This is a genomic window from Acetobacter oryzoeni, from assembly GCF_004014775.2.
Classification (GTDB): domain Bacteria; phylum Pseudomonadota; class Alphaproteobacteria; order Acetobacterales; family Acetobacteraceae; genus Acetobacter; species Acetobacter oryzoeni.
Genome location: NZ_CP042808.1, coordinates 2422264 through 2435390, shown reverse-complemented (window position 1 = coordinate 2435390; position 13127 = coordinate 2422264). Strand labels below are relative to the sequence as shown.

Sequence of the window (13127 nt, the reverse complement as noted above, 5' to 3'; positions counted from 1 at the left end):
GAATGGGTTCGGCCCATTTGATCAGAGGTTGCAATGTATATGGAACGGCGCCCTGCGCTCAGAAAGGTAGAGATTTTTGGGCTCTTGGAGCGGCTTTGTGAGCGACTGGAGCCAAGTGAAACCCAAACTAATCGTGCCCAATCCAGTTATGAAGCGGTGGGCCGGTGGTTGGCCGATGCTGAAGATAACCGGCTTGCCACCAGCGGTATTTACTTGCAAGGCTCGATTGCGCTAGGAACCACGGTAAAGCCGATTGGCCAAAATGAGTACGATGTTGACTTAGTTTGTCATCTTCCTGCTTTCGGTCAGTGGTTGCCGCCCGCTCTGTGCAAGCAGATAGTAGGTGATCGATTGAAGGCCAATCAGCGTTATAATAATATTCTTCAGGAAAAGCCGCGTTGCTGGCGACTAAATTATGCAGATGAATTTCATCTGGATATAACCCCGTCCATTCCAAACGCGAATTGTGCCAACGGCGGAGAGTTGGTACCTGATAAAGCGCTTTCTACGTGGAAGCCTAGCAATCCCAAAGGATACCGAGACGCATTCAAGCGTCGGGCCGAGCTGGTTCCGCAGATGCGTCTTCTCATGAGCTATGCGGAAGATCGAGCACGCGCGGACGCGGACATTGAACCGTTCCCTGAGCGTCCTCGCTTTAAAGGGCTTTTGTGTCGGATTGTGCAAATTGCAAAGAGACATCGCGATAGTTATTTTCTCGAACGTAATATGTCTCTCGCGCCGATTTCAGTAATTATCACTACACTTGCCGCATGGAGTTACGAACACTGTGTTCGGACGATGGTGTTCGACAGCGAGCTGGATGTTTTGCATGCCGTGATTCGTCATATGCGCACTTTTATCCTATCGAATACGATAGAAGGACGCGTCTATTGGGCTATCTGGAACGAAACAACGGAGGGTGAGAACTTCGCTGAACGTTGGAATGCGGAGCCCGCCAAGGCAGCAGCTTTTTTTGAGTGGCACGCTGCAATAATGCTGGATCTAGAACGGTTGAGTGCTGCTGAGGGGCTCGATGGTTTGGGTAGAACCCTTGCATCATCGTTTGGACAGGCTCCTGCGCGAGAAATTATCCAGGAGATGCTCGATAGCATGTCGACCGCGCGATCCGCCCGTATGCTGGCCGTTGCTCCAGCGATTGGTTTGACAACTGCAAAAGTGCCTGTGGCTCGAGCGACATCGGTCCGCAGTAATACGTTTTATGGGGCGTCATAGTCTCGATGCGCTTCGATCTTCCTCGGCCACTGACACCTTCACAGCAGTATATCGCGCTACGGTCTAACCCGATCTGTGAAGGTCACGGGAAACTGCGCGGTAATATTCTTACGTGGAACTTTCTGGTTACGCCTACGCCCTTGAGCAGGTTGTATCATGCCCGGATAGAATATCGGCAAGGGAAGGCACCGGCAGTCTATATTGACCAGCCTGATCTTACGATTTTGGCTGAGGGAAGAAAACTACCGCACGTATATGAACAATTGCCAACGCGGCTTTGTCTTTATCTTCCAAACTCGGGCGAGTGGGGAAATTGGATGCGGCTAGACCAGACGATCGTACCATGGACGGCACTCTGGTTGTTCTATTTCGAAGCATGGCTGCTGTCCAATGAATGGTCAGGTGGCGGACTACATCCTAGAGTGCGGGACCGATCCGATAGTCATAAACCGAAGCGTAATATTCTGATATCAAATAGAAAACGTCATGAACATGCAAGATGATCAGGATAAGTCTTATCGTATTCTGTGTTTGGATGGAGGGGGAATCCGAGGAGTATTTCCTGCAGCTTTCCTTGCCCGACTTGAGGAATACATCGAGCATCCGATCGGTCAATACTTCGATTTGATAGCAGGCACGTCGACCGGCGGCATTATAGCTGTTGGTTTAGGCTTAGGACTTTCTGCAAACGAGATTCTGAAACTTTATGAGGAGCGTGGACCGGCAATCTTCGATCAGCAGCACGGCACTATTGGTAATTGGCTCCGTCAGCGCTGGCGAAGCGCGCGGCACTGGGTTGGCAGCAAATATGAGGCGACAGAACTCCGCGCTGCTCTCGACGGCATTCTCGGAGAACGGCGTCTTGGGGAAAGCGCAACTCGATTGCTTATCCCTGCGTGGCACCCGATATTGGAACGCGTTTACATCTACAAGACGGCCCACCATCCGCGGCTGGAGACTGATTTTAGGCAGTTGGCCGTAGATGCAGCGATGGCTACTGCTGCGGCTCCGACATTTCTGCCTGCACATAATACATCTGATCAAGTCGAGCTTATTGACGGTGGTGTCTGGGCCAATAATCCGATTGGCGCAGCGGTGGTCGAGGCGGTCGGAACGCTGGGATGGCCCGCCAAGAGACTGAAAGTGCTTAGTATCGGGACTATCGCAGAAGTTAATGCCCCGCCTCGATGGGCTGGAAAATTGCCGATGGCTGCTCATGTCACTCGGCTGTTCATGGCAGGTCAATCTCATAGTGCGCTCGGCGCTGCAAAAATCCTTACAGGAGATGGCCACGGCCATCAAGCTATTTGGCGTGTAGACCAGATAGCCCCATCAGGTCGTTACACATTAGACAATGCTGGTCGTATTGCTGAAATGAAGAATCGCGCAGTAGTGGAGGCGCGTGAGAAGCTTCCTGAACTTCGACGGAATTTTTTTGATAAACCTGCCGATAAATTTGTGCCATATCATCTGCTATAAACCTGCGTAAGGATAGTAAATCATTATCTCTTTAGGCTCAGGTTACATAGATAGAGCGTAATGGTTGCAACGAGGCAGATCTTCAAGGAGAGAAGCCTTCTGCGTTCTCGTCTTTATTCTTCTTTCCTGCCGGGAAAGGAGGAGAGCGTGCTTGTTCGGGTATAGCCTTCAGAGGCAGAGGGCTGCGGGGATTTTCGTGACGGGTTGAGAGGGTGGGAGAGAGGCTCCTGTCCGCCCGTCATGGAGCTTTTCGCCATGGCGACCGCTATTCCCAAAATCACCCTGAGTTCCTCCCGTGACATCCCCTTCAACCGGCTGGTGCTATCCCAGTCCAACGTCCGGCGTGTGAAGTCCGGTCTGTCGATCGAGGAACTGGCCCGCGACATCGAGCGCCGCGGGCTGCTGCAGAGTCTGAACGTCCGCCCTGTTCTCGACGACACCGGGGCCGAGACCGGTACCTATGAAGTGCCTGCCGGTGGACGACGCTTCCGTGCCCTCGAACTGCTGGTGAAGCAGAAGAAACTGGCGAAGATGGCCCCGGTACCGTGCGTCGTGCGCGAGGCCGGGTCGGCCATCCTCGCCGAGGACGATTCCCTGGCCGAGAACGTTCAGCGCGTGGCCCTGCATCCGCTGGACCAGTTTCGCGCCTTCCGTGACATGCTGGAGAAAGGCATGTCCGAGGAGGAAATCGCCGCAGCGTTCTTCGTCGCACCGGCCGTGGTCAAACAGCGCCTGCGGCTGATGACCGTGTCCGACAAGCTACTGGATATCTACGAGCAGGACGGCATGAAGCTGGAACAGCTGATGGCCTTTTCCATCAGCGATGACCATGCCCGCCAGGAGCAGGTCTGGGACATCGTGTCCCAGAGCCATAACCGTGAACCCTATGTCATCCGCCGCATGCTGACAGAAAAGACTGTGCGGGCCTCGGACGCCCGTGCCCGCTTCGTCGGGCTGGAGGCCTATATCGCAGCGGGCGGTCATATCATGCGCGACCTGTTCGAGGCCGATGACGGCGGCTGGCTGCAGGATCCGGGTATTGTGGACCGGCTGGTCATGGAAAAATTGCATGCAGCCGCAGAAGATATCCGTGCCGAGGGCTGGAAATGGGTCGAGGCGGCCCTGTCGTTTCCATGGGGGCATACCCGGCAGTTCGCGGAAATTGATGGCACGGAAGTGCCACTGGCCGATGAAGAGACGGTCCGCCTCGAAGCCCTGCGTGTCGAGCAGGAAACCATCGAGGCCGAATACGCCCAGGCCGATGAATATCCCGATGAGGTGGATGCAAGGCTGGGCGAGATCGAGCAGGCCATTCTTGCTCTGGAGGAACGACCTCTGGCGTTCGATCCTGCCGACATGGCGCGGGCCGGAGCCTTCGTCAGCCTTGCCAGCGATGGCATGCTGCAGGTCGAGCGGGGCTTCGTCCTGCCCGAGGACATGCCGGCCGAGCCCGAAGAGACCGATGATGCCGATGGATACGATCATGCTGGGTATGATGGGCGGGACCACGATAGCACAGGCCATGGTTACCAGGAGGGGGAGGGCGACAACATCGCTCCCGACGTCGAGCCCGAGGAAGAAGACGGGATCAAACCACTGCCTGACCGGCTTCTCACCGAACTGACGGCCTGGCGCACGCTGGCCCTGCGGGATGCTTTTGCCAGCAACCCGCACATCGCGCTGACCGAAATGCTGCATACGCTGGTGCGTGATGTTTACTGGCAGACATCGGGTGCGGACTGCCTGGAAGCCTATGTCCGGGAAATTTCTCTGCCGGTCCATTCGCCTGACATGCCGGGCAGTCTGCTGGCCCATGCGCTGCGCCAGCGCAACGAGGGCTGGAAGCATGATCTGCCGGATGACGAGGATGCGCTGTGGCGCTGGATCGACGGGCTGGATGATGCCAGCCGCATGGCGCTGCTGGCCCATTGCCTGTCCTTTGGGGTCAACGCGCTCTACGAGCGCATGCCCGCCTACGGCGCGGTGTCCCAGCGCAGCGTCACCGAGCGTCTCAAGCGTGCAGACCGTCTGGCATCGGCCCTCAGCCTCGATCTGGTCGAGGCGGGCTGGCAGCCCACGGTCGAGAACTATCTCGGCCGGGTGACCAAGGCGCGCATCCTGCAGGCTGTGCGCGAAGCACGCGGTGACGAGGCGGCAGAGCGCATCGCCCACCTGAAGAAGCCCGACATGGCGCGCGAGGCCGAGCGGCTGCTTGAGGGTTCCGGCTGGTTGCCCGAGGCATTGCGGACCGTGGGACTGACAGATCAGGTACAGGTTGAAACAGTAACGGCAGGCGGGGATATGGAAGCCATTGCCGCCGAATAGCGTAATGGATTTTTGGAATGGTGAGACAGCGGCTTCCGGTGCCCGGAAGCCGCTTTTTTCATGTCCGGCGCCCCGGAAAGAGGGAGAGGTCGGCTTCGCCTTGGGTGCCGAATAACCGGCATCAGAGGAGAGTTTTCCATGACCACAACCACCATCCTGCCCCCTGCGTCCCGTGGCGCCGCGTCTGGCGGCTTCCGGATCGATCCTTCGCGTGGGGAGCGCAGCGCCCGCGTATCGTCCGAATGGTTCTCGCGGCCCGATGACGAGCGCTACCTGTCCCTGTCTGACCTGCATGCCGCCACACTTGCCCGTGCCGAGCGCGCCACCGCCCGCACGGTGGAAAGCCGCGCCATTCGCGTGGAAGCATCCCGCGACGATGCCGAGCGCCTGACTTTGACCGTTCCGGGACAGCATGAGCCAATCGCACCGACCCACTGGTCCTTTGGCCAGATGTGCAGTCTGGTCGGTGCGCCGTCGTCCTATCTGCGCAATCTTCCCGCCCCACTGGCGGCGATCAACCTGCAGCACGGCCTGCTGTCGCATCGGGCCGAACTGGTCAAGACGCTGGAAACCGAAGACGGTCGGGTGGAACTGCGCGCCGTCACGGGGCCGGATTACGGCCGCATCTGGGACCATGAACTGGTCGGCGCGGTGCGCAAGATCGCCGGCGACGGCACGGGCGATACCAACTGGAAGGTGCCCGGTGTGATCGACTGGGCTACCATGACCCATAATCCGTACGTGGACATCACCAGGGAAACCACGACGCTGTATGCGTCAGACAGGGACGTGTTCCTGTTTCTTGTCGACGATACACACCCGATCGAGGCGGGCCGCCTGCCGAACGGCGATCCCGATCTCTATTTCCGGGGCTTCTACGCCTGGAACTCGGAAGTCGGCAGCAAGAGCCTCGGCATTGCGTCATTCTATCTGCGCGGGGTGTGCCAGAATCGCATGTTGTGGGGCGTGGAAAATTTCGAACAGATCACGATCCGGCATAGCAAGTTTGCAGCGTCCCGTTTCGTGCATCAGGCGACACCAGCCCTGCGGAATTTCGCCACAACCAGCCCGGCCTCGTTCGTCTCCGGCATTCAGGCTTCGCGTCGGGCGCTGGTGGCAAAAACTGATGAGGACCGCGAAAGTTTCCTGCGTCGTCGTGGGTTCTCCAAACCGGAAACCACCAGGATCATCGAAACAGTGCTGCACGAGGAGGGACGCAAGCCCGAGAGCGTGTTCGATTTCGTGCAGGGCATTACCGCACTGGCGCGGACGAAGGCCAATCAGGATACGCGGCTGGATCTGGAGGAGAAGGCCCGCAGGCTGATGGAGCGTGCGTCCTGAAAGCCGATTTTCCGTTTTTCTGTAAAGCCGTTTTTACGAGCCCGGCCCCTGCGCCGGGCTTTTTCGTTTCGGGAGTTATTCCGATGGCCGATTTCTTCACGCATTTTTCCTGCGTGCTCGATGTGGGCACGGTGGAAAACGCTGCCAAGGCGCTCGACCTCTATAATAAATTCATGGACGAACTGGCGGCGGAAGACCCGCCCTCTGACGGTTTTGTCCTGTCGATCGTGCCTGAATATGGCGGCACGCAACTCTGGATACACGATGAGACGACCGGCGATCCGCAGCAGGTCGTGGACTTCGTGCTGCGCTGCGCACGGGCATTCCGGCTGCGGGGCCGATGGGGGTTCCAGTGGGCCAATACGGCCTCACGTCCCAGGATCGGAGCCTTCAGCGGTGGCGCGCATCTGCTTGACCTTGGCAGGCGCAAGACGATTTCATGGACGACCACCGATCGCTGGCTGGCGATCGCCCTCGACGGAGGCGATCCCGAAACAGGAGGAGGGCAAGGGTAATGGCCTCGCATGATGCAGGCGATCTGGCCCGTCGTCTGGCGGAGAACGCGGAGGCGGTGTGCCGGCGGTATCTTTCCGCCGGTCGCCGTCACGGCAATTACTGGCTGGTCGGTGACGTACGCAACACGCCGGGGCGGTCGCTGTTTGTCCGGCTGCACGACACCGCCAATGGCAGGGCGGGAAAATGGACGGACGCACAGTCGGGCGAGCATGGCGACCTGCTCGACGTGATCCGCGAAAGCCTCGGCCTGGGGGATTTCCGTGACGTGGCCGACGAGGCGCGCGCCTTCCTCAGCCTGCCTCGACCCGATCCGGTACCGTCGTCGCGGGATCGTCCGGTTCAGGAACGTGGACCTGCCAACTCTTCCGAAGCGGCGCGACGGCTCTGGGCCATGTCCGGGCCGATCGCGGGCACGTCCGTAGAAGCGTATCTCCGTAGACGCGACATTACGCTTTTGCACGGAACCGAAGCCCTGCGCTTCCATCCGCGCTGCTTTTACCGGCCGGACGAAGACAGTCCGACCGAGACCTGGCCCGCGATGATCGCCGCCGTCACCGACCTCGACGGCACTCTGACCGGTGTGCATCGCACCTGGCTGGCGGAGGAAGGGCGCGGCAAGGCACCGGTCGATCACCCGCGTCGTGCCCTGGGGGGCCTGCTCGGCCATGCCGTGCGCTTCGGGGTGGCATCCGACGTGCTGGCCGCCGGGGAAGGCATCGAGACGGTGCTGTCGCTGCGGCAGGTTCTGCCCGATCTACCGCTGGCCGCCTGCCTGTCCTCGGCGCATCTCGCCGCCCTGATCTTTCCGCCACTGCTGCGCCGTCTCTACGTCCTGCGCGATGACGATCCGGCCGGGGACCAGGCGCTGGCGACGCTGCACGCCCGTGCGGATGACGCCGGGATCGAGGTGATCGGCCTGTCGGCACGGCTGGGCGATTTCAACGATGACCTCAGGGCCTTTGGGCGCAGTGCGCTGCGGGCGATCCTGCATCCGCAACTCGCGCCATCGGACGTGGCACGCTTTCTGGAGACCGCCGGCACCTGAGCGGGCCGGAAAGAGGGGCAGGCGGTTCCAGTCTTCGTTCTCTGCGGGCCTGTTCGTGTCCTTCCGTCCGGCAGGTCCACGCCCCGGCCTTTCAGGTGGGGAGCGGGCGTCAGCCGGGCCAGGCCTTCAATGGCGGGGACCGGCTATTTTCCGCCGCGCCCTCACACCCCACGCGGCAGGCCGCGTGGGGACCCCGGTTCGGCGCGCTTTGCACCGCGAAGCAAAATAGCCGGCCCCCTGCCATCCTTCGCTGTGCTGCGGCCGCGCGCGAGCGCGCGGTTCCGGCCTGTCCCTGGTCTGCCGCTATCCGCCCCCGGAAAGGCCGCGAAGGGCGCGGCCGGAGACCTGGGAGGACCGCATCATGACCCGCACGACCGACGATTTCGAACTGCCGCACGCCGCTTCATCCACCGCCCACGTGCTGGCCGAACTCCAGATGTATGGCTACCGTCCTTTCGAGGACGAGCCGGACCCGAGGCCGCTGCCCGAAGCTCCGCGCATCGGAGGTGCTGTGGCCGACATCTTCGACGCCATTGCCGCGACGCTGACCGACACACGGCTGGAACCCGATCTTGAAGCGTTGCTCTGGTCTGCCGTGAACATCTTCCACCGCATGGCCGGCCAGGTCGAGCGTGAGCTTGACCGCAACGAGCAGGCGCAGAAGCGCAGTCAGCAGGAACAGGATGGCAGCGAGATCCGCTCGGTGGAGCTGGAGCGGTTGATTGCCGAAGGGCTGACCCTGATCGAGCGTCGCAACGCCTATGAGATCTTCCGCGACGAGGCGCAGGAGCAGTTCGAACGCCTGACCCTGAGCGCGTGGCGACCGAAGACCGGCTCGCTGGTGTCACGCCGCACCATGACAGCCTCCATGATCGACAGCCGCGACTTCCTCAATGCCCGCCGTAAGGCCGAGGGCGAATTGCTGGTTCCGCCCGGTCCTAAGGTGGTCGTGACCGGCGGTCTCGATTTCGACGACCATATCCTGATCTGGGATCGGCTGGACAAGGTACGTGCCAAGCATCCGGACATGGTTCTGCTGCACGGCGGCTCGCCCAAAGGTGCCGAATTCATTGCCTCACGTTGGGCCGATCACCGCGAGATTGTACAGATCGCCTTCAAGCCGGATTGGACGAAGCATGCCAAGGCAGCCCCCTTCCGTCGTAACGATGCGCTGCTCGACACCATGCCGATCGGCGTCATGGTCTTTCCCGGAACCGGCATTCAGGAAAATCTGGCCGACAAGGCGAAAAAGCTCGGCATCCCTATCCTGCGGTTCGGAGGCGGCGCGTGAGCGCCGTCTTCACTCCGGATTATCCGTGACGGCGATCCGCGCGGCGCGGGCATAGAAGGCCAGTTCGGTATCGCCGGACGCCAGTACGATTCTCGTTCCGTCGACACATCATTTTCGCTATGATGCGAGTGCGCCGTGGTGGTGGTGGCAGGCGCACCCGTCCGACATCGTCGATTGCACGGAGACCACCACCATGTTCATCCTTGCTCCCTTCCTGCTCGTTGCCGGCATTGGCTTCCTGTGCTGGTTCTTCTTCACCGTCGCAGTTTTCGCACTGCCCTGTGCTACCGGTCTGATGGCTGCGCTCTGGGCCTTTGATACCGGTGCCGGCCTATTGGGTGCGGTCATCATCGGGTTTGTCGCGGGAGCCGCGACCTTCATTCTCGGCCAGATCGCATTCGCCTGCGTGCCTTGGGCGTGGCTCAGGCTGCTGATTGTCCTGCTCTATACCGTGCCCGCTATCATCATGGGCTACAGCACCACACATGGGATTGCCCAGATGATGATGCCGTCTGCGGCATGGCAGTTCTTTTTTTCCGTCATCGGCGCGAGCGCGGTGGGGATCACCGCTTTCATCCGTTTTACAGCCGTGGCCCCACCCGGACCGTCCGGCGGGAACATCGCGCGCGTCTGACCCCGTCCCGGCAGACTGCAGGCAGGGGACCAGACCAGATGCTTCGTATGGCTGCCAGTCCTGTCATCGGGGGAGGGCGGCTGACGCGGCGTTGGCTCGTCTCAACGCGTTGCTGGCCCTGGTCGCTTTCCTCTTGGAACCTCTCGGTCATGGACGGCCCTCGCCTGCGACTGGCTGGCAGAAACAGCGGATAGCGCGGCCACCTGTCTGGCATCGTCCCCAGCCACCGGGTCATGTCATGGCCCGAAACGAACGCGTGACGACGCTCATGCTCTTTCCTGCCGGACCCTGTACGCCGAGGGGGCCTCATGTCCTCCGTGATGGTCGCTCTGTCGGGCCACGCACGCATACGGCCTCTGAAAATGGCTGATCTAGCCGAGGGGCGGCTGCGCCTCGATCGTCTCTGGCGCAACGGCAGGCCGTAATTTTCTTCCCCTGACGGCTGCGCCGTCATTCCTCGCGAGACAAGAAAATTCCGTCCCGCCGTCCTCCGCTGCGCTGCGGCCCTGAAGGGTGCGCCGCCGATCGCCCCCGGCTCGTCGATCGCCATCGAGGCCGCAATGGTGCGGGCTCGATAACAGAGATCACGGAGCAGTATCATGGCCACCATCGGCACCTTCAAGAAGTCCGGCAACGAGTATGTCGGCGAGATCGTCACCCTCTCGGTTCAGGTCCGCAATGTCCGCATCGTTCCCGAGACCGGACGCCAGAGCGACAACGCCCCCAGCCACCGGGTGTTCGTCAACCGGGCCGAGATTGGAGCCGCCTGGTCCAAGCAGTCCAACGAGGGACGCAGCTATCTGGGCCTCAAGCTCGACGATCCGAGCTTCAACGCCCCGATCTTCGCCAACCTCTTCAATGACGAGGACGGCGAGACCTGGAGCCTGATCTGGTCTCGCCCCAACGGTCGCCGCAACGGCGACTGAGGTGCCAACGATTCCCCGCCCGGCCGGTCCGGGCGGGGCCTTCGTATGATCGGTCGGGAAACGGCGGGCGTCCCCATCGCGTCGCGCCCGATCCACCCGTGTGCGGGCAGGGAAGGGGAACAGGGCTTCCCTCAGCCTTCCCATTGTACCATGCCCGACGTGAACCGCCTCAAGGACGCGCGGTCCCCCCAATTTTGCCCGGCGCACCCTGCGGGCACACCAGACAAAATCGGCTCCCCCGCGCGCCGCTGGCGCGGTCGCCTGCGGCGATCCCTGACCCGGTTCACGCGCGCATGAGGCGACGGCCTGTCTTCGACAAACGAAAGGAGCAGGACGATGACCACATTACACGACCATATCCAGATGCTGCGCGCCGAACTGACCAGCTTTCACCTCAGCCACCGTGAGCGGGCCAAAATCGAGCGTGAACTGAAGCAGGCATGTGTGCAATTCGCAACGAAATGCCGCGACGGAGAGGCCCCCGCATAGAGCGGGGGTCTTTTCGTCTGGTCGCCCGTACCGATGGCAGGCCCACTGGCGGTCCTATCGGAAGCAGGACGCCGGTTTTTCCTCACCATCCCCCTGAAAGAACGATATTGAATCTCCACGATACGACTATTATAGTCGTATTTCTGGTGTGGATGTCTGGCATGTCGGATGTGATCATGGATGATCACTGGCCGACAGGTTAGGGCGGCACGGGCACTTCTGAACTGGACACAGGAACGGCTCGCTGAAAAGGCCCTCGTAGCATTGACCGCGCTCAAGCGCCTCGAATCCGAGCGCGGCCTTGGCGTTCAGGAGGGCACGATCGATCAGGTCCGCCGCGCATTGGAGGCGGCGGGCATCCTGTTCATCGAGTCCGGACAAGGGCGTGGTGTGATGTTTCTTCACGAGACTTCCGATCCCCAAGCGCGACAGAATGCGGGGCGTCGCGGACGCAGCCCGTCCTGAGCGACCTGATTTTCGTAGTCATTCTGTTGGGCGCTGCGTTGTTTTTATGTCAGCGCGGAACCATCGGACGATCATCATTGCATGGATTTGTTATCACATCGATCTGATTGCGGTATCACGAGGGACCGCCATGACCGACCTGCCTTTTCAGGATTGTCCACCTCTGACGGCGCGTGTGAACCCATACGACGAGCAGCATCTCGAACTTTACCTGCGCCTGCTGATCGCCGAGGAGGAAGGTGCCGACTGGCGTGAAGTGGTCGAGGTGCTGTTTGGGCTCGATCCCGCGCGCGAACCCGAACGTGCCAGAACTGTCCATGCGAGCCATCTGGCACGGGCGCGCTGGATGACCGAAGTCGGCTACGGGCATCTGCTGGCGCCACGTCTGCAATAGCTGGACTTCGCCAGCCCGCGTCTTCGTCCTCCTCGACACTCTCCCCGATAAAAATTCAGGGTCTATGCACTCGCGGTTCCGGTCCGGTTAATCGAGGCTGCCCCCTTGCCGTATGAGGGGCCAGACAGAGAGAGGCCGTCATGCCGACACCCTTCTGGCGTTCACCGGAAATACGCGATCATATCAGCACTCTGGACCGTTCCGGTTTTGCCGTCGAGTTCCTGCGTCGTAACGCGGCGTATCGTCGCGACTACGCCCGCCTGCAACGGCGGATCGCGCGTCGGCGTGTCGATGCTGCTGCCGAGTGCGCGGCGTTTGTCCATCGCTGGGGGCTGTGCTTTTGTCCATGCTCCCGATGAACCTGCCCGGCGTGGTCGTATGGTCTGGCGGCCGGAGGTTTCACCGGCGACGCTGATCCTCACGCCAGCGCCGTCGGATTTCGCGGTCGTTGCCCCCATTGAGCCGACGGTGCTGGGGACGATCCTGTCCCGTCATGACGACATGGACGACACGTGGCTGGCGATCGGAGATACCGCTGGCGATCTGTTCGTCCGCCTTCTGGCTCCATCGGCAGCAAGCCGCCCTGCCGTGCTGTTGCCGATGGATGCGGTCGCCGAACTGCGTCTGGATGTGGCGCTGCGTTTTCTCCGCAGGCAGCGCGGTCAGCGCGTCGCCCTGCTTCCGCGTGCCCTCCAGCTCACGCCGCTCCAGCGTGCGCGGCAGATCATGCTTCTGCTCGCTTTCGATATCCGCGAGGCTGGTGGAACCACACGCGACATCGCCGTCGCGGCGAACCGTTCATGGCAGGCGGGTTTGCCGGCTGTCGAATGGCGCAACACGGCGGCGCGTCGCCATGCGGAACGCCTGCTTCTTGATGCCGAAACCCGGGTCCGGGGCGGCTATCTCGATTTCTTGCGCGGCGGATAGCGTCAGCCGTTTTTTCGCTCTCCTGCGCTGTTTGCCTCCCTTTTCCCAACGCTGTCCCCCGC

General features: G+C 61.1%; 14 protein-coding genes. All 14 read left to right on the top strand.

All coding sequences use genetic code 11. From position 1 onward, the window contains the following. The first annotated feature begins 33 nt into the window (after positions 1–33). Positions 34–1233, top strand: coding sequence for a nucleotidyltransferase domain-containing protein (locus EOV40_RS11380; RefSeq protein ID WP_087607219.1), 1200 nt, complete (start codon positions 34–36; stop codon positions 1231–1233). A 486-nt stretch (positions 1234–1719) separates the two neighbouring features. After that, the gene (locus EOV40_RS11370; protein WP_087607221.1) at positions 1720–2712 is read left to right on the top strand and encodes a CBASS cGAMP-activated phospholipase; all 993 of its coding nucleotides are present in this window, start codon (positions 1720–1722) and stop codon (positions 2710–2712) included. 255 nt (positions 2713–2967) lie between these two features. Then, positions 2968–5037: a ParB/RepB/Spo0J family partition protein gene (locus tag EOV40_RS11365; RefSeq protein ID WP_087608783.1), complete on the top strand. Its 2070-nt coding sequence runs from the start codon at positions 2968–2970 to the stop codon at positions 5035–5037. Positions 5038–5175: 138 nt separating this feature from the next. Further along, positions 5176–6378 carry a DUF932 domain-containing protein gene (locus EOV40_RS11360; RefSeq protein ID WP_087607222.1) on the top strand — a complete coding sequence of 401 codons (1203 nt, stop codon included), beginning with the start codon at positions 5176–5178 and terminating at the stop codon, positions 6376–6378. A gap of 83 nt (positions 6379–6461) precedes the next feature. After that, complete coding sequence (locus EOV40_RS11355) at positions 6462–6893, top strand: hypothetical protein (RefSeq protein WP_087607223.1); 432 nt, start codon at positions 6462–6464, stop codon at positions 6891–6893. Continuing rightward, entirely contained in the window at positions 6893–7939 is a 1047-nt protein-coding gene (locus EOV40_RS11350; RefSeq protein WP_087607224.1) for a DUF7146 domain-containing protein, read from the top strand. The genes EOV40_RS11355 and EOV40_RS11350 overlap by 1 nt, the downstream gene beginning before the upstream one ends. Positions 7940–8300: 361 nt before the next feature. Beyond that, positions 8301–9230, top strand: a complete 930-nt coding sequence (locus tag EOV40_RS11345; protein ID WP_087607225.1) for a DUF2493 domain-containing protein — start codon at positions 8301–8303, stop codon at positions 9228–9230. A 193-nt stretch (positions 9231–9423) separates the two neighbouring features. After that, complete coding sequence (locus EOV40_RS11340) at positions 9424–9864, top strand: hypothetical protein (RefSeq protein WP_087607226.1); 441 nt, start codon at positions 9424–9426, stop codon at positions 9862–9864. Between the two features lie 599 nt (positions 9865–10463). Next, positions 10464–10790, top strand: coding sequence for a DUF736 domain-containing protein (locus EOV40_RS11330; RefSeq protein ID WP_087607227.1), 327 nt, complete (start codon positions 10464–10466; stop codon positions 10788–10790). A gap of 336 nt (positions 10791–11126) precedes the next feature. Beyond that, positions 11127–11279: a hypothetical protein gene (locus EOV40_RS15015; protein WP_162900377.1), complete on the top strand. Its 153-nt coding sequence runs from the start codon at positions 11127–11129 to the stop codon at positions 11277–11279. A gap of 264 nt (positions 11280–11543) precedes the next feature. Continuing rightward, the gene (locus EOV40_RS11320; RefSeq protein ID WP_456303536.1) at positions 11544–11744 is read left to right on the top strand and encodes an XRE family transcriptional regulator; all 201 of its coding nucleotides are present in this window, start codon (positions 11544–11546) and stop codon (positions 11742–11744) included. 130 nt (positions 11745–11874) lie between these two features. Beyond that, positions 11875–12138, top strand: coding sequence for a DNA -binding domain-containing protein (locus tag EOV40_RS11315; RefSeq protein WP_087607229.1), 264 nt, complete (start codon positions 11875–11877; stop codon positions 12136–12138). A 140-nt stretch (positions 12139–12278) separates the two neighbouring features. After that, positions 12279–12497, top strand: a complete 219-nt coding sequence (locus tag EOV40_RS15325; protein ID WP_087607230.1) for a transcriptional regulator domain-containing protein — start codon at positions 12279–12281, stop codon at positions 12495–12497. Positions 12498–12516: 19 nt separating this feature from the next. Continuing rightward, complete coding sequence (locus tag EOV40_RS11305; protein WP_244184318.1) at positions 12517–13065, top strand: DUF2285 domain-containing protein; 549 nt, start codon at positions 12517–12519, stop codon at positions 13063–13065. Positions 13066–13127 lie beyond the last annotated feature (62 nt).

Excerpts from the sequence above, each read along its gene's own strand:
- EOV40_RS11380 (WP_087607219.1), top strand. The coding sequence starts at position 34 with ATGTATATGGAACGGCGCCCTGCGCTCAGAAAGGTAGAGATTTTTGGG.
- EOV40_RS11370 (WP_087607221.1), top strand. The coding sequence starts at position 1,720 with ATGAACATGCAAGATGATCAGGATAAGTCTTATCGTATTCTGTGTTTG.
- EOV40_RS11365 (WP_087608783.1), top strand. The coding sequence starts at position 2,968 with ATGGCGACCGCTATTCCCAAAATCACCCTGAGTTCCTCCCGTGACATC.
- EOV40_RS11360 (WP_087607222.1), top strand. The coding sequence starts at position 5,176 with ATGACCACAACCACCATCCTGCCCCCTGCGTCCCGTGGCGCCGCGTCT.
- EOV40_RS11355 (WP_087607223.1), top strand. The coding sequence starts at position 6,462 with ATGGCCGATTTCTTCACGCATTTTTCCTGCGTGCTCGATGTGGGCACG.
- EOV40_RS11350 (WP_087607224.1), top strand. The coding sequence starts at position 6,893 with ATGGCCTCGCATGATGCAGGCGATCTGGCCCGTCGTCTGGCGGAGAAC.
- EOV40_RS11345 (WP_087607225.1), top strand. The coding sequence starts at position 8,301 with ATGACCCGCACGACCGACGATTTCGAACTGCCGCACGCCGCTTCATCC.
- EOV40_RS11340 (WP_087607226.1), top strand. The coding sequence starts at position 9,424 with ATGTTCATCCTTGCTCCCTTCCTGCTCGTTGCCGGCATTGGCTTCCTG.
- EOV40_RS11330 (WP_087607227.1), top strand. The coding sequence starts at position 10,464 with ATGGCCACCATCGGCACCTTCAAGAAGTCCGGCAACGAGTATGTCGGC.
- EOV40_RS15015 (WP_162900377.1), top strand. The coding sequence starts at position 11,127 with ATGACCACATTACACGACCATATCCAGATGCTGCGCGCCGAACTGACC.
- EOV40_RS11315 (WP_087607229.1), top strand. The coding sequence starts at position 11,875 with ATGACCGACCTGCCTTTTCAGGATTGTCCACCTCTGACGGCGCGTGTG.
- EOV40_RS15325 (WP_087607230.1), top strand. The coding sequence starts at position 12,279 with ATGCCGACACCCTTCTGGCGTTCACCGGAAATACGCGATCATATCAGC.
- EOV40_RS11305 (WP_244184318.1), top strand. The coding sequence starts at position 12,517 with ATGGTCTGGCGGCCGGAGGTTTCACCGGCGACGCTGATCCTCACGCCA.